Consider the following 15,881-nt stretch of genomic DNA (forward strand, 5'->3'; position numbering starts at 1 on the left):
CCGACGCTTCCTCCGGTGAGACTGAGACCCCCGCGCGCGTGGGACGGTCTCACGAGTTCCATCTGTGTACCTTCAGCGTCCGCGCTTGGGCCCGGAGCGGCTCGGCGCGGGCGGCTGGTACCGGCGGTTCTGCTGCTCGATCCGGGTGGTCTGCACCTGCTGAGCCTGCTGGACTTCGGCCCGTGCCCGGGTCTCGGCGCGGTGGAGCTCCGGGTGCTGCTGTGCGATCCGCTGCCGGAGTGCCTTTTTGGTGCGGGCGTCGTCGGCGACGGCCCGGTACATGGAGGCGGCCTCCCTCGACTTCGACGCCGTGGCGTTGAAGCGGGCGATGCGCTTCTGGTCGCCGGCGTCCTTCTGCTGGGCGCGGGCGGGCACCTTGGTGTGGCGCATCTCGGCGAGCCGGGCCGCGACGGTGTCGACGTCGGGCACCCGGTGCTCGGTGACGCCGAGGATCGAGGCGTAGGGGCCCTCCCGGCGGCCCCCCGTGCCTCGGCGGCCTCCCGGTATCCGGCGGCCCGGTCGGTCTCGGCCTGCTTGGTGAGCTGGGTGTGCTCCTTGCGGGAGGTGCCCGCCATCCGCAGGGCCAGACGGCTCTTGTCGTCGGACAGGGCGAGGTGGCGATGAGCCGGGTTAGCTCCTGGTCGGTGTGGCCGCCGTACGGGCGCTGGGTCCAGGCCCGCGTCCCGGCCAGCTCTCGCTCCTCCCGCATGTCCTCCAGGCGCTGCTTCTGCTCCTTGGTGAGTTGGTACTCGCGCGGCGCGGTGGCTTCTTCCTCCCGCTGCTGGACGTGCCGTGGTGAGCGTGCGCAGGCTGCTGCGGTGCTGACGGCCCGGCTGTTTGTCGGGGACGGCGCGACGACCGCCGGGGCCGGGGCGGGCGGCTCGTGGAACAGGTCGCTCACCATGCTGTCCGGCCGGGACTGCCCGAGGAACCGGGCGTACGCGTCGACGGCGCGCTCCAGACGCTCCTTCTCCGTACGGGCGCACCGAGCCGCGCCCGTATCTTTTCCGACTCGATTACCGCGAGCGGCAGCCAGAGGTGATTCTCCTTCTTGTCCCTCGTCAGCCCGAGGTACGCGGCGAAGGCCCGTACAGCAGGGAGGTGTCGCACGCCATGCCCCGCGAGGCCGCGATGGGTCATCGCGTACCCCAACGACAGAGCCCCGCCCGTGATCTGGTCGGGCGTTAGCCACGCGGACACGTACGCGTCGTCTTGCCCACGCTCGGCGGGTCCGCCAGGTCACCTCGACCCGCCCGTCCTCGGCGATCTCGGAGACGACGGGCAGGTACCCGTTCAGCAGGTCTGGCCCCTGCCCGCGCCTCGACCTGTAGTCGTTGGCTCGGACGCGTACGGCGTCGCCCTCGGCCAGGGCGAGCCGTTCCCCGCCGGGCCGCGCTTAGGTCCGCGCGGCGCCCAGTTCGCCGGCGGCGCGCCGGATCTGCTGTGCCCCGAGGTTCAGGGCGTCGACGTCGGCGTTGCGGGCGCCGAGGACCACCAGCTCGTCCAGAAGGTCGTGGGTAATCGGGCCAGCGATCGCGGCGCAGCTCGTCCCAGACGATGAGGATCTGCGAGTGGGCCTCGTCGGCGCGCTCCGAAGGACCGCCCGCCCCGCGACGTCGCGGTTGCCTACGGCGAGAACCCCGAAACCTTCCCGGTCCGCTGCTGGCTCGCCTGGAAAGAAGCCGCCGGCCTCACCGCGGGCCCTGCCTTCCTGCCCGTCGACCAGAAGGGCAGCCTCGGCACCCGGCGGCTGGGACGACCCGACAGCTGCCGTCTCGCCATCACCCGGGCCGCCGAGCGCGCGGGCCTGGACGCGAAACTCACCGGGCACTCCGCACGCCGCGGCCGAGAGCCCGGAAGGTCCAGCCGGCTTCGCGCCAGGTATCGGCGTTGAGGGTGCCGCGGCCGTCGATGACCTTCGGGCTCGTGGCGCGGGCGGCGAGGCTGTGTGGGTCGATGTGGGAGTACTGCGGCCACTCGGTCAGGTGCAGCAGCAGGTCGGCGTCCTGAACGGCTGCGATGGAGTCGTCGAGGTAGTCGAGCTCGGGGTGGGCCTTGCGGGCGTTGTCCAGGGCCTGGGGGTCGGTGACGGTGACCGTGGCGCCGAGCTCGTGGAGTTTGTGGGCGACGGCGAGGGCGGGTGAGTCGCGGATGTCGTCGGTGTTCGGCTTGAACGCGGCTCCCCAGATGGTGATCCGCTTGCCGGCGAGGTTCCCGTCGCACTGTTCGCGGGCGAGGTCGACCATGCGTTCGCGGCGCCGGTTGTTGATGGCGTCGACCTCGCGAAGGATCGTCAGGGCCTGGTCGGCGCCGAGCTCGCCGGCCCGTGCCATGAAGCCGCGGATGTCCTTGGGGAGGCAGCCGCCGCCGAAGCCGAGGCCGGGCCGCATGCCGCGGCGGCCGATGCGGACGTCGTGGCCGAGGATATCGGCGAGGGTGGTGACGTCGGCGCCGGAGGCTTCACAGACCTCGGCGATCGCGTTGATGAAGGAGATCTTCGTGGCGAGGAAGGCGTTCGCGGACGCTTTGGCGAGCTCGGCAGTGGCCCAGTCGGTGACGATCGTCGGCGTCCCCGACTCGATGATCTTGTCGAAGCACAGCCGGAGTACGGCTTCGGCCCGGGAGTGCTCGGTCTCGAAGCCGAGGACGAGCCGGTCGGGGCGGAGGGTGTCCTCGATGGCGAACGACTCACGCAGGAACTCCGGGTTCCAGGCGACCTCGACCGCGTTCCCGGCAGGGGCGAACTCGTGGAGGATGTCGCGGACTCGGGGTGCGGTGCCGACCGGGACGGTGGACTTCACCGCGACGACGGCCGGGTTCTTCAGTCGGGGTGCGAGCTGGCGGACGGCCGCGAACAGGTGGGAGAGGTCGTAGGCGTTCTCGCCGGGCTGCTGCGGGGTGCCGACCCCGATGAAGTGCAGGTCACCGAAAGCGGCGGCCTCCGCGTAGGAGGCGGTGAACTTCAGCTTGCCGCTGGCGGTGTGCTTGGCGATGAGGTCGTCGAGGTCGCGTTCGTGGAAGGGGGCTTTGCCGGAGTTGAGGACGGCGACCTTGTCCATGTCGGAGTCCATGCCGAGAACTTCGTGGCCGAGTTCGGCCATGCAGGCGGCGTGGGTGGCGCCGAGATAGCCGCAGCCGATCATCGTGAGCTTCATGAGCGGGATTCCTTTGCGAGGTGGGGCCGCTGGCGGCCCCACCTCTGCCCCGCCCGGAAGGGCGGGGTGGTCAGGCGGGCCGGGCGGCCAGGTAGCGGTTGATCCCGTCCCGGATGAACGACGGGATCGCGCGGATTTCGAGGTCCTCGGGGGCGAGGAACTGGAGCTTGACGCCCTCCGCGAGAGACAGGGCGGTCTCGTCGCCGTCCCAGGAGGCGGCGAAGAACGTGATCAGCTGTCCGGAGCCGTGCTCGTCACGGATCTCGAAGAGTTCGGTCAGGTCCTCGACGGCCAGGCCGGCTTCCTCGTCGAGCTCGCGGACGATCGCGGCGGCCGGGTCCTCGCCGGGGTCGCAGCCCCCTCCCAGAACACTCCAGTGATCTGGCCAGGCAATGCCGGGCAGGTCGTCACGGAGGTGGAGGAGGAGTTCGCCGCGGCGGTTGGCGATGATCGCGACCGCTCCGCGGGCGGTGGCCGGGCTGTCGGCGGTGGTGTCCTGGTGCATCCGGACACCGTAGTGACGTAAGGGGCCGTTATGCCGCCGCCCTCACCGACTGGTCGTATAACCAGGCAGCTGACATGAGGGCCTGCGTCCTCGTGCGGTCGAACCGGCCGCCCGGCTTGAGGCCTCCTTCCAGTAGCGGCCGCATCGCGGCCGGGGCCTCGGAGAGGGCGGTGCGGATCTGGGCGTCCGCCCAGCCGGCGAGCTTGCCGTTCAGCCAGGACGGGACCGGGGAGGCGAAACCGAGCTTGTCCCGGCTGCCCCAGACCTCCCGCGGCAACCCGAGAGCCTTCGCGGCATCCCGGAGGATCCGCTTTCCCTCGGCCGGGTGACAGATTTTGTGCCCCTGGGGCAGCCGATAGGACAACTCGATCAAGTCGCGGGCCAGGAACGGCGACCGACGCTCGATCGCGTAGGCCGAGGCGAGCTTGTCGCTGGTCATCACCAGCGGCCGCCAGGCCGTCGCCAGATCCGCGAGGGTGAGGGCTCGGGCCAGATCCCCGTCGGCCTTCTCCATCGCGCCCTCAATGAGGTCGTGGATGCGGCCCTCGGGGTCGGGGCCGCGCAGGACCAGCCGGGTGACCGCCTCGGCAGAATCGAGGTCCTCGCCCGCCGCATGCATGAGCTTCGCAGCCAGCGGCTTGTAGGCGTCCATCCCGGCGGCCAGTACAGCGTCCGGACCGAACAGGACCAGGGCCTGGCGGACGTAGCCCATCAGGAACTCGTCCGGTCCGAGTCCGCCGACGGCAACCTTCAGCCCGAGGCCGGCGATCTTCCGGTAGGCCATGTACTCGGAGAAGGTGGATGCGTTGCCCATCGGGTAGTCCAGCGTGGACATCATGTGCGGCAGCACCTTGGTGAAGTCGATGGGATCCGGCTCGACCACCACCAGTTCAGCGCCGATGTCCCGGGCGATGGTCGCGGCGACCTTCGACTCGTCGAGGCGGTCCTGTCCGGGGTAGCGGACGGTGACGCAGACCGGCGGCCGCATCAGGTAGGCCAGCACCGAGGAGTCCAGCCCACCCGAGAGGAGAAGGGCGAAGTCGCAGGCCGGGACCCGCAGCGGAACCTGCTCGGCCAGGATCACGGAGTACTTCGCCAGGGCCTCGCGGTAGGTGCCGGTGAACGGCTGCCGGTCCTCAAGCCGCCAGTAGACATGCTGGTCAAGCGAGCCGGTGGTGATATCGAAGGTCAGCAGGGTGGCGGGAGCCAGCAGCTGGATGCCCTGGAAGGGGGTTTCGACCCCGACCGGCGTCTCGATCGCGAGGACCTCGGGCCGCAGGACCAAGGGCGCGGGCCCGTAGCCGGTCAGAGTGGTGACCTCGCTCGCGAACGCGAGCCGGCCGCCGTCCAGCCGCCAGTAGAGCGGCTTCTCGCCCAGCCGGTCCCGGGCGAGGAACAGCTTCCCTGGTCGCGGGTCATAGACGGCGAGGGCGAACATGCCATCCAGCCCGTCCAGGCAGGACGGGCCGATCTTCGCCCAGGCCCGCAGCAGGAAGTGGGAGTCACTCTCGCGGTCGCCGAGCGGGATGCCCCAGGCAGCGGCTTGCTGGCGGTAGTTATAGATCTCGCCGTTGAAGGCCAGCAGGATCCCGCTCTCACGGTCGAGGTAGGGGCCGGGCATGGCCTGCGGGTCGACGATCAGCAGCGTGTTCATGGCCACCACCGCCCACCCGTCCATCGCGGCGGCGTGCATGGTGCCGTCCGGGCCTCGGTGCGATTGCGAGGCGCCCATCGCGCCGACCGTGTGCTCGTGGCGGACGGCGTCGGCTCCGACCAGTCCTGAGATTCCGCACATCTGGTTCACCCCCGGGTGGTGCCTACGGCGGCCGCCGCCGGAAGGAGATCTGTTCCGGTTCCGGCGGCGGCCTGGACTCACATCACAGCCGCCCGGCAAAGGCAGGGGGAGGGCTCGCAGGGGGGCTCACAACTCGCAAGGACGGTTCGCGGCCGGTGGAGGAGGAATATCGTTACTGACCCAACATGCGGACCGCGTACGACTCTTCGTCCCCAGTTGAGTACGGATCTCTCGTGCCCCCAAGTGCAGACATACGTACTCAACTGCGTGTTCGAGCCGTGCGTGGTCCGGTCACCGGCAGAGGGAGAGTCGTGGCATCGACCACCCGCCGGACCCGTCCGCCCAACGCGGACCTGGCCCGGCTCATCGAAGCCAGCGGCGCGAGCCACAAGTCCCTGGCTCTGCGCGTCAACCAGCTCGCCCACGCCGCCGGGATAGAGACCGACTATTCACACACGTCCGTGGCGAACTGGTGCAAGCGGGGGATGACGCCGAAATGGCCGGTCCCCAAGCTGTTGTCGCAGGCCATCAGCGAGAGACTGGGGCGGCCCGTCAGCCTCGGCGAGATCGGTATGGGTGAGGCGGAGACAATCGACGCATCGGTGGGGTTGGATTTCCCGCGAGACCCCGCCGACGCCGTCCGCGTCGCCACTTCGTTCTGGAGCTCCGTGAACCGCCGCGACTTCCTGGCCGGATCCGGCTTCGCCGCGTCCGCCTTCACCACCCCCGTCACCCGCTGGCTCGTCACTCCCGCCGACGAGACCGCCGACCACGCCGGCGGGAAGCAGGTCGGGCGGGCCGACCTCGCCGAACTGCGTGACGCGGCCGACGACGCGAGGCGGTGGGACTCCAAATACGGCGGCGGAAACTGGAAGGCCAACTCCGTCACCGACTGCCTCGACCACCGAGCGGGCCCCTTGCTGCAGGGATCGTTCTCCGACGACATCGGCCGCGAACTCTTCAGCGTGACCGCCGAACTGTCCCGGCTCGCCGGTTGGACGGCGTTCGACGTCGGTGAGCACGATGCAGCCCAACGGCACTTCATCCAGGCCCTCCGCCTCGCCCGCGCAGGCGGCGATGTACAGCTCGGCTGCTATGTCCTGACCACCATGGCCATGCAGTCGCTGATGCGCGGATTCGCGTCCGAGGCCGTCGATATGGCCCAGGGCGCCTTCAACCGAGCCAAGGGCCAGGCCGTCCCGAGGGTGCTGGCGTTCACCAAGCTGATCGAGGCCCGCGCTCACGCCCGTGAGAACGACCCCACGGCCGCCTCACGGGCCCTGAAAGCCTCCGAGGACCTCCTGGGCCAGGCGAAGGACGACAGCGGCGACGAGCCCGCATGGATCGACTTCTATCACCACGCCCGCCTCTCCGCGGACGCCGCCGAGATCTTCCGCGACCTGAAGAACCCCAAGGCCGCCCTGACCTGGAACCAACAGGCCACCGCCATGCCGACCGGGGTATTCACGCGCTCCGTCGGCATGCGGCTTGCCATCGTCGGAACCGCCCACCTCCAGGCCAGAGACCTGGATCACGGCCTCGAGCTCGGCAACCGCAGCGTCGACATCCTCGCCCGCGTCCAATCGAGCCGGGCCAAGGACTACGTCCGCGAGTTCAACACCGCTCTCGCCCCCTGGCGGCGCGAGCCCGCCGTCCGCGAGTTCGTCCAGCGGTCCCGAAAGGAACTCGGCGTCGCCGCCTGAGTGCGAACCGCCCGCGGCCTGCCCGAACAGGTGGTGAACCAGCCGACCGCGCGCGACTACCCCTGCGCTACGGCTTCGCCAGCTGCGAGCTTACTGATCGTTTCAGAATGAGTTGAGCCGTGGGTCTTGCGCTCGACGATCTTGGTCGGCAGGGTGTCCGGCGTGCGTGCTGATCTTGTTCCGGATGACCTGTGGGAGCGGGTGGCCCCGCTGCTGCCGCCCGCCCCCGAACGGCGCCATCGCCACCCGGGGCGGCTGCGTGTTCCCGATCGAGTAGCGCTCGCCGGCGTCATCTACGTACTGCGGACCGGTGTCGCGTGGCGTGACGTCCCTGCGGAGGCAGTGGGCTGTTCAGGTGTGACGGCCTGGCGCCGACTGCGGGACTGGACCGAGGCTGGCGTCTGGCCGCGCCTGCACGCCGCCCTGTTGACCGAGCTTCGTCGCGCCAGCCTGCTGGACCTGGACGACTGCTCCGTGGACGGATCGCACGTCCGGGCGCCGAAAGGGGGACCACGTCGGACCCTCGCCCGTCGAACGGGCCCGCTCTGGCTCGAAGCACCACCTGATCGTCGACCGTCACGGAACCCCGCTCGCCGTCACGCTCACCGGTGGCAACCGGCACGACGTCACCCAGCTCCTGCCCCTGCTCGACGCCGTTCCGTCGATTCGGGGTCTGCGGGGGCGTCCCCGCCGCAAGCCCCGGCGCCTGTATGCCGACCGGGGCTACGACTTCGACAAGTACCGCCGCCTGCTGTGGAAACGCGGCATCAAGCCGATGATCGCCCGACGCGGCTTCGCTCACGGCTCCGGACTGGGCAAGGTGCGCTGGGTCGTCGAGCGTGCCTTCGCCTGGCTGCACCAGTTCAAACGGCTCCGCACCCGGTACGAACGACGCGCCGATCTCCACCAGGGCCTTCTCGAACTTGCCTGCAGCCTCATATGCCTGCGCCGCCTGCGCACCTCATCCTGAAGCGATCAGCTAGCGACACTGAACCACCCCGGTCGCACCTCGGTCAGAAGCGGCTGAAGGGACCGCACGGCGGTCCGCAGGTCCTGATCCGTGACGTCAAGAGGCTCAGGCAGGCTCAGCCCGTACCAGCGCAGCCGCCAGAGGTCGAAGATCTCGCTCCCGTCGGGTGCGAAGTCGACATCGACCTCGATGCCGTCGTCACTGACAAAGCGGCACCCGGCCCCATGAACCGAGTAGGAGTAGGTACCGACCCGCCCACTCCGGTTGATGATCCGGTGCGAACGGACCAGGCCGAGGACATCTGCGAGTCGCTCAAGCGAAGGGATCGCCGCCCTCATGGCCGCGTCAACTGCGTTCAGAGCGTCGACGTAACCAAGAACGAGCCCTCGTGCATCCCCAACCCGTTCCATACGGCGTCATCCCCCTGAGCCCGTGGTTGAAGGGGATTGTTCCATGGGCCGCCAGCATCTCCGCAGGGCGGCATTCTGAAACGATCAGTTAAAGAGCGTTTTGTGCCGGCAGGAGCGCATCATCACAATTCGGGTGATGGAACGGCTAGGGTCGGCTGAGGCTTCAGACGTCTGTTGTGGCAGGTGGGGCGGGTGACGTCTTTCGAGGGTCCGTTTCAGTCCCTTCGCTCCTGTCTGATCCCAACACGCCCCCGGTCGCGCCTGTTTGCGCCCTGTAATGGGAGAGCCGTCATCGCTACTACAGAAACATGCCTCTCAGATCGCGACCGTATCCGAGCGACTTGTCCGATGCCCGTTGGAAACTGCTGGAACCAACTCTGACAGCCTGGCGGACCGAACGAAGAGGGAAGGGCCGGGACATCGGCCGGCCGCCCGAGCACGATCTGCGCCGGATCATGGACGCCATCCTCTACGTCGACCGGACCGGGATCCCATGGAGGTATCTGCCGCACGACTTCGCTCCGTGGGAAACCGTCTACGGATACTTCGCCGCCTGGCAGAAGGACGGGGTCTTTGACCAGCTCAACGGTCTTCTGCGGGCCTGGTCCGTAAGGCTGAGGGCCGCGATGTCGAGCCCAGCGCCTGCGTTCTCGACGCCCAGAGCGTCAAGACCTCGGCCAACGTGCCGGCGGTCGGCCAGGGCAACGACGCGGGCAAGAAGATCGCGGGCCGCAAACGTCACCTAGGCGTCGACAAACTCGGCCTCCTCCTAGCCGTGCTGGTCACCGCCGCCAGCGTCTCCGACAACGCCGGTGGCATCCATCTACTCTCGGACATTGCCGCAGGCCACCCGCGCGTCACAAAGGCACCACGGTGCCCGCTTGGGCATCAATGTCGAAGTCACGCGTCGCGACCCCGCCCAGAAGGGCTTCAAGGTGATTCCGCGGCGCTGGGTCGTCGAGCGGACCTTCGGCTGGCTCATGCATCACCGTCGCCTCGCCCGCGACTACGAAACCCACCCCCACCGCTCTGAAGCCATGATCAAGGTGGCCATGATCGACCTCATGAGCCGACGACTCACCCACGAATCCACCTCGAACTGGCGCGACTCCTGAGTCAGGAGGAAGCGCCCTGAGCGGGGCAGTGCCAGTCGGCCGAGTCGATCGCGTCCTCCTCCGTGTCACTGAGGTGAAAGCAGTTTCCGTTGACCCACACCGTGACCGATTCGGGCCGATGGTCGACCTGGAATGGTTCGTCCCCCCCGCAGAGTTCCGGACCATGAGCCATCCGCTGCAGGCGAGTGGGTGACAATGACCCACGTCTGCTCTGGGAGTATCTGGTACGTGTCCGCCCAGGGCTCCACGGTCAACTCCAGCGCGGACTCACCTCCATTGCTAATCAGCAGCCGCACTGTTCCGACACTGTCCATTCCCCGCACCCCTCCTTGCCTCTACGGGCGATCCCGCACGCAGCTGCAGAGTACGGGCCCACACGACCCGATCGTCACGCACGCACGACCGCCTGAAGTCGCCCTGCCACCCGAGATATCAAACAGCCCTGCCGGGACAAAACGCTCTTTGAGCCTGCGCGAATAGCCGCAGCCGCCAAGCGCGCGATACTCCAGTGCGCTTGGCGGCTCCATTGGCCGTATGACCGGTGGTCAGCGGTTGTCGTCGAGTTCTTGGTGCATCTGGGGCTGATCGTCCTGGTCGTGGGTGAGTGCGTACTGCTCGATCTCGTTGAACGCCTTCGAGGCGACTCCCAGGAGGTCCTTGTAGGGGTTGACGCCGACGGTCCGCTGGGTGGCTCCGCCGAAGAGGCCGCCTGCCGTTCCGCTGACGAGGCCGTGGCCTGCGGCGAGCGGCTTGCCCGCGAGGTCGAGGGGGCTCTTGGGCAAACCGGCCATGTCGGCGTACTTGTCGGTGAGCGCAACGCGGGTCAGCGCGATGTAGGCGTCACTGGCGCCGGGCTTCAGGAGGTCGCGGTAGAACTTGATGGCCTGGGCGGTCATGAAGACGCCGTCGTCGGTCTTCTGCCATTCCTTGTCCCGCTCCTGGTTCCACAGCCGTTCGGCTTCGTTGGCGTCCTTGGGCAGCTGCCACTTCTCCGGCGTTCCGAGGTAGTGGTTGACGTAGTGCCAGGCGCACATGAAGCCGCGGGCGTCGTCGGCGGAGACGTCGATGCCGAGGTTCCTCATGCCCTGGAGGATTTGGGTGCTGAAGATACAGGCGGCGCCGGTGGTGTACTTCTGGGAGACCGGCTCGCCCCACTTGTCGTAGTCCCACTGGCCGCTCTGCTTGTGCAGTTGCCTGACCGAGGCGTGCACGAGGCGCACCTTCGTCACGGTGGCGGCCAGGGTCCCGTCGCGCATGGCGTTCTTGTTACCCATGTCGATGAACAGACGGGAGGACTGCGACAGCCTTCGGCCCGGTCCCTCGACACCTCCCAGCCGGCCGGTGGAGCGCAGGGTGAATGCCCCGGTGGGTGCGAGGTAGGTGCCGATGAGGCCGACGGTGCCCTGCAGCATCGAGGCGGTTCCGTGGTGGTGGCCGAAGAAGCCCTCGGCGGCCTTGACGTCTGCCTCGCTCCAGTCCGGCGGTGGGGTGGATGCCTCCCGAAGGAACTGGGCCAGTCGATCGGGAAGCCGCGACAAATCCGTGTCGGGCTTGAGCGTTCCGATCGTCCGGAAGAGGGCGTTGATCCCGTCGATTTCCCTGTTCTCGAGGAGGTCGGCCACCAGCGCATCAGCCGCAGGATCTCCGACCTTGCTCGCAGCCTCCAACTCAGCTGTAACCGTTGCCGATGTCAACGCCATAGCAATACTCCTCGGTATTCATCCAATTGACATGCAATGGGTGACCTGCGCACAGACGCACTCCCGCCCAGGGGGCGCCCCTTGGTGCTGCGCGAGAAGACCCTGGATTGCCGCTCTCGCAGAGGGAGGACCATCGTGCGGGCTGCTCGATGGGCATGAATGAGAAGGACTCGTGCGGCAAGATCACTTCACTTCGATCTTGCCGCAATCGTCGCCTCGAGTTGGTCACCCAATAGGAGTAAGGGGGCGTGCGCCCCGCGTGAATCAGGGAGTGCGCGGAGATTGCCGTTTCGGTCGGTGGTGTGTTGCGCTGCGCGCGTTATCAGGCCGCAGCCGGGTGACTGCCGGGTTGGCGAAGCCCCTTCAGCGGGTGGCGTCCATACGTCTTCTTCCAAGCCGCGGTGGCATCCTGCTTGTCAGGTTGGGCCAGTAGCAGCACGCCGTCCGCCGTGGAGAGCTCCGCGCCGGACAGGCACCGGTTCACCCCGGATAGCTGGCTCTCCTCGATCGGGTGATCATCTTCCGAAAAAGCGGTTTGGCACAAATCTGGCCCGTCAAGATCGCCCGTATGACTATCCGTCGCTGGGCCGCTGCCGCGGCCGCTATCTTTTCCGTCGCAGTCCTGACAGGGTCCGCTCAAGCCGCACCCACCGCCGCCCCCGTCCCCTCGGGGCCTGTTGTCATCACCAACGACGCCCACACCAACTACCTGGTCCCTGACGACACGGTCGGCAACGCCGGCACCTTCCTGCAGGTCTACTACCGCCACGACCATCCCTTCCCGCGCACTTTCCAGTTCGAGCAGGTGAACGGGCGTCCCGGAATCTTCCACTGGAAGAGCGCCCGAACTGGGAACTGCGCCGACGCCAAGGCCGGAGAGCCGGGGGCTCGGTGTACCTGGCTGCGTGCACGACGAACAAGTCCCAGTGGTGGGTCCTCAGGTCCACCGACGAGAGCCCTGCACGGTGGGTTCTGTCGCCCTTCCTGAACGAGGACGTTGCTGTCACCGGCTTGTTCGGGGACGACAACTACGCACCGCTGCGTGAACTGCCCAACCCCAACTCTCCAACCACTTCGCAGATGTGGCACTTCACCCGGCAGTGATTGCGTTGACCTTCGGTGCTGCGTTCCGCGTAGGGCTCCGCCCCGCCCTACGGCAGGGCCCTGCGCGGGAAGCTGGTGGCGGAGCGGCACGGTGATCAGCTGCCGGATATGAGCCGCCGGCGGCACGTGGGAATGGGTCCTGACGTCGAAGTCTCGTGACGGTCCACCGACTGAGTCGGTGGACCGACTTCGTGCTGTGGGCCGAGGCTGCACAGACCGGGGGCCCGATTGCCGTCCCGAGGTGGCAAGCCCTGCACCAGCCGAGGTGGTCGCCCTTCGCCGCGTAGCTGAGCCGCAGAAGCGAGGAGGCCGCTGTTGTGGCAGGCCCACCGCCCGGCCCGTGAGGGCGGGCAGGGCCGGCTTTCGGTCGGAACGGGGGTGCTGCCGGGGCCAGAGTCGTTGGGGCTCACCCACCGGGGCGTGGACGGTCTCTGCGTCGGCGGCGGTGATGTCGAGCAGGCCGAGCCCGGGGCCGCTGAGCCGCCGAGGCTGAGAGGGGAGGCTCGTCCGTGACGCAAAGCAGATTAATGATCTACTCGTCGTCACTGGGTGGAGAGGGCCCCGCTGTCGCTGGAGGCCCCGGTAGAGGATGTGGTGGTGCCAGTGGGGCGGGGCTCGCGAGTCGCGGTGCTGGGTGGGGCGTGGCCGGGTTGACGGCGGCGATGGAGCTGGCGGAGCGCGGCTTCGAGGTGACGGTGGTGGAGCCGGCCGGTTGGGGTGGCAAGGCGCGCAGTGCGTGGGTGGCGGGGACCGGCCGCGGCGGGCGGTTGGACCTGCCCAGTGAGCACGGGTTTAGGTTCTTCCCCGGGTTCTACCGGAGTCTGCCGGACACTTTGCGCCGTATCCCGGTCGACGGCAGCGCGGAAGGGGTGGCGGGGAATCTGCGGGAGGCGACGCAGATGCTTTCCGCGCGCTCGGGCCGGGTGGGTGAGCGGGTCACCGATGTGTCCGTGGCTGCGGGGGCTCGGACTCCGATGGAGTTCCTGCGTGCTGTCGGGCTGGAGGCGGGTGGCAGGGGGCTGACGAGCGAGGAGCTGCTGTACTTCGCGAACCGGATGCTCGTCTACATGACGAGCAGTGACGAGCGGCGGCTGGGCCAGTGGGAGTCGACCTCGTGGTGGGACTTCGCCGCGGCCGACGGCGCCTCCGAGGAGTACATCAAGGCGTGTGTGGTGGGCGCGACCCGCACCGTGGTCGCGGCACGGGCCGAGGTCTGCAGTGCGCACACGGTCGGCGGGTTCCTGGAGGCTTTCAGCTACGGGTTCCTGGGCCGGGGCGAGGAACTGCAGCCGGCGGACCGGGTCCTCAACGGCCCCACCAGCACAGCCTGGATCGACCCATGGATCCGTCATCTGGCATCCCTGGGGGTACGGCTGAAACTCGGATGGGGGGTCGAGCGTCTGGCCCTGAGCGGTCGCCGTGTCACCAAGGCCCAACTGCGAGGCCCGCACGGCCAGCGGCGGGAGCTGGAAGCTGACTGGTATGTCTGCGCGCTGCCGGTCCATCGCATCGGCGCACTGCTGGACCGCGGGCTCGCGGAGGCCGACGCCGAGCTCAAGAGCGTGACGGGCCTGCACACGGACTGGATGGTCGGCATGCAGTTCTACCTGACCCAGCCGGTGCCGGTCACCCACGGCCATGTCCTGTTCCTGGACTCTCCCTGGGCGCTCACCTCGATCAGCCAGGCCCAGTTCTGGGACGGCGACTTCCCTGCCACCTACGGCGACGGAACCGTGGCCGACTGTCTGTCGGTGGACATCTCCTCCTGGGACACCCCGGGCATCCTGTACGGCAAACCGGCCCGTGAGTGCAGCCGGGCGCAGATCGCGGCCGAGGTCTGGGCGCAGCTGTGCGACGGGCTCAACGGAGCTGGTCGAACCCGCCTGCACGAGGGGTTGCTGCACACGTGGGAGCTGGATCCGGCGGTGCGGAACCTTGACGGGCCGGGGCCGGCCGTAAACGACGAGCCGCTGCTGATCAACACCACCGGTTCCTGGGCGGCGCGCCCGCGGGCGGTGACGGCGGCGGCGAACCTGTTCATGGCCGGGGACTACGTGCGCTCCCCCGTGAATCTGGCGACGATGGAGGGCGCGAACCAGGCCGCCCGCATCGCCGTGAATGCCCTGCTGGAGGCGGCCGGTGGCGCCGGGGTTCCCGCGGCCGTGCACGCCCTGCACCAGCCCGGGGAGTTGCGCAGGCTCAAGGAGGTGGACGCCGAGCTGTTCGGTCAGGGGCGGGCTCACATCATGGACGGGCTGCCGCCGTGGAAGGTCAGTGCACGCGTCTGATCACGACCGTGCAGAGCGCTTCGAGGTCTTCGAGAGCTGAGGGTAGTGCTGTGAGGCGGTGGAGCCGGTCGCGTGCGGCTGTTGCGTGCTGGGCGGCGCGGTCGCTGGTCCAGGCCCGGCCACCCGCCTCCTCGACCAGGCGGGCGAGGTCGGCCGTATCGCTGCCGGGCTGGGCGTAGAGGCGGGCGAGTTCGTCGCCGGCCGGGGTCCCGGAGCCCAGCGCGGCGACCACGGGCACCGACATCTTGCGGTTCTTCAGATCGTTGAAGACGGGCTTTCCGGTCACTGCCGGGTCGCCCCAGATGCCAAGCAGGTCGTCCACGAGCTGGAAGGCCATGCCGAGGTCGTGCCCGAACTCTGCCCACTGGGCGCAGACGGCCGGGTCGGCGCCTCCGTAGAGGGCACCCAGGCGGCAGGCGCAGGCGAACAGTGAGGCCGTCTTGCCCGAGACCATCTCCAGGCACTCCGCCAAGGTCACCTGCGTTCGGCCTTCGAAGACCAGGTCCAGGCTCTCGCCGACGGCCAGTTGGATGAGCACGTCCACCAGGGCGGCCGACGCCTCACGAGCCACCGGCCCGTCCGGCCCGTCGGCTTCCGACAGGACGTCGAACGCGGTCAGCATCATGGCGTCTGCGGACCGGGCTGCGGACGACGGGCCGAAGACCTGCCAGGCGGCCGGCCGGTGGCGCCGCATCGTGTCACCGTCCAGAACATCGTCGTAGAGAAGCGACAGGTTGTGCACCATCTCCACGGCTGCGGCCGCTGGCACCGCCGGCCGGTCCGCACCTCCCACCGCACGCGCACACGCCAGGGTCAGGGCCGCGCGCACGTACTTACCGCCCTGCCGTGCGCCCTCCCCCGACCAGCCGAACTGATAGGCAGCCACCTCAGCAGCGGGTCCCTGAAGTGACCCCACCCACCGTCGCAGCTGCCCTTTGCAAGCATCGCCCGCGCTGCGCAATACCTCATCGACCGCGCCCACCGTCAAGCCCCCTATCGTCAGCTCCACACGAAACCATGCGCCTCTCTGCCCCGGCTGTCGGCGGGCAGGATTCCTCCAGGGGTCCATCATGGCGGGCCCGGCCGGTACATAACGTCGCCACCTCACCGGGGCCCGAGAGGCCGCGAAGGACGCC

General features: G+C 68.7%; 11 protein-coding genes and 2 pseudogenes. 6 read left to right on the forward strand and 7 right to left on the reverse strand.

Translation table 11 applies throughout. From position 1 onward, the window contains the following. Nucleotides 1–72: 72 nt before the first annotated feature. From CCZ36_RS34190 to CCZ36_RS34205, 4 genes are all read right to left on the reverse strand, one after another. Nucleotides 73–429, reverse strand: coding sequence for a hypothetical protein (locus tag CCZ36_RS34190; RefSeq protein ID WP_237302799.1), 357 nt, complete (start codon nt 427–429; stop codon nt 73–75). A gap of 1,391 nt (nt 430–1,820) precedes the next feature. Beyond that, nucleotides 1,821–3,155 carry a UDP-glucose dehydrogenase family protein gene (locus tag CCZ36_RS34195; RefSeq protein ID WP_128819336.1) on the reverse strand — a complete coding sequence of 445 codons (1,335 nt, stop codon included), beginning with the start codon at nt 3,153–3,155 and terminating at the stop codon, nt 1,821–1,823. 70 nt (nt 3,156–3,225) lie between these two features. Next, nucleotides 3,226–3,660, reverse strand: coding sequence for an NUDIX domain-containing protein (locus CCZ36_RS34200; protein ID WP_128819337.1), 435 nt, complete (start codon nt 3,658–3,660; stop codon nt 3,226–3,228). A gap of 28 nt (nt 3,661–3,688) precedes the next feature. Continuing rightward, complete coding sequence (locus CCZ36_RS34205) at nt 3,689–5,455, reverse strand: asparagine synthetase B family protein (RefSeq protein ID WP_128819338.1); 1,767 nt, start codon at nt 5,453–5,455, stop codon at nt 3,689–3,691. Nucleotides 5,456–5,766: 311 nt separating this feature from the next. On the opposite strand from CCZ36_RS34205, the gene CCZ36_RS34210 reads away from it, so the two are divergent. After that, nucleotides 5,767–7,158, forward strand: a complete 1,392-nt coding sequence (locus tag CCZ36_RS34210; RefSeq protein WP_128819339.1) for a sporulation protein — start codon at nt 5,767–5,769, stop codon at nt 7,156–7,158. Nucleotides 7,159–7,320: 162 nt separating this feature from the next. After that, nucleotides 7,321–8,128, forward strand: a protein-coding gene (locus CCZ36_RS34215) for an IS5 family transposase (RefSeq protein WP_164873592.1) whose coding sequence is annotated in 2 segments (ribosomal slippage) — nt 7,321–7,658 and nt 7,657–8,128 — 810 coding nt in all. Because the reading frame shifts where the segments join, the coding sequence is not laid out codon by codon here. Nucleotides 8,129–8,133: 5 nt separating this feature from the next. On the opposite strand, the gene CCZ36_RS34220 is transcribed toward CCZ36_RS34215, so the two are convergent. Further along, complete coding sequence (locus CCZ36_RS34220) at nt 8,134–8,538, reverse strand: DUF6896 domain-containing protein (RefSeq protein WP_128819340.1); 405 nt, start codon at nt 8,536–8,538, stop codon at nt 8,134–8,136. A 308-nt stretch (nt 8,539–8,846) separates the two neighbouring features. Here CCZ36_RS34220 and CCZ36_RS37090 point away from each other — a divergent pair. From CCZ36_RS37090 to CCZ36_RS37100, 3 genes and pseudogenes are all read left to right on the forward strand, one after another. Then, nucleotides 8,847–9,110, forward strand: a pseudogene (locus tag CCZ36_RS37090) (transposase); the annotation flags it as partial. A 110-nt stretch (nt 9,111–9,220) separates the two neighbouring features. Then, nucleotides 9,221–9,335: pseudogene (locus CCZ36_RS37095) on the forward strand (IS5 family transposase); the annotation flags it as partial. A gap of 15 nt (nt 9,336–9,350) precedes the next feature. Next, nucleotides 9,351–9,653 (forward strand): transposase, encoded by a 303-nt coding sequence (locus tag CCZ36_RS37100; protein WP_257791380.1) that lies wholly within the window; start codon nt 9,351–9,353, stop codon nt 9,651–9,653. 545 nt (nt 9,654–10,198) lie between these two features. On the opposite strand, the gene CCZ36_RS34235 is transcribed toward CCZ36_RS37100, so the two are convergent. Next, entirely contained in the window at nt 10,199–11,275 is a 1,077-nt protein-coding gene (locus tag CCZ36_RS34235) for an oxygenase MpaB family protein (protein WP_237302800.1), read from the reverse strand. 1,823 nt (nt 11,276–13,098) lie between these two features. On the opposite strand from CCZ36_RS34235, the gene CCZ36_RS34245 reads away from it, so the two are divergent. After that, complete coding sequence (locus tag CCZ36_RS34245) at nt 13,099–14,745, forward strand: hydroxysqualene dehydroxylase (RefSeq protein WP_237302801.1); 1,647 nt, start codon at nt 13,099–13,101, stop codon at nt 14,743–14,745. On the opposite strand, the gene CCZ36_RS34250 is transcribed toward CCZ36_RS34245, so the two are convergent. Continuing rightward, on the reverse strand, nt 14,729–15,631 hold the full coding sequence (locus tag CCZ36_RS34250) for a polyprenyl synthetase family protein (RefSeq protein WP_206515790.1): 903 nt from the start codon (nt 15,629–15,631) through the stop codon (nt 14,729–14,731). The genes CCZ36_RS34245 and CCZ36_RS34250 overlap by 17 nt on opposite strands. Nucleotides 15,632–15,881 lie beyond the last annotated feature (250 nt).

Origin of the sequence: Streptomyces sp. S063, from assembly GCF_002832675.1 — a bacterium.
Lineage (GTDB): Bacteria > Actinomycetota > Actinomycetes > Streptomycetales > Streptomycetaceae > Streptomyces > Streptomyces sindenensis.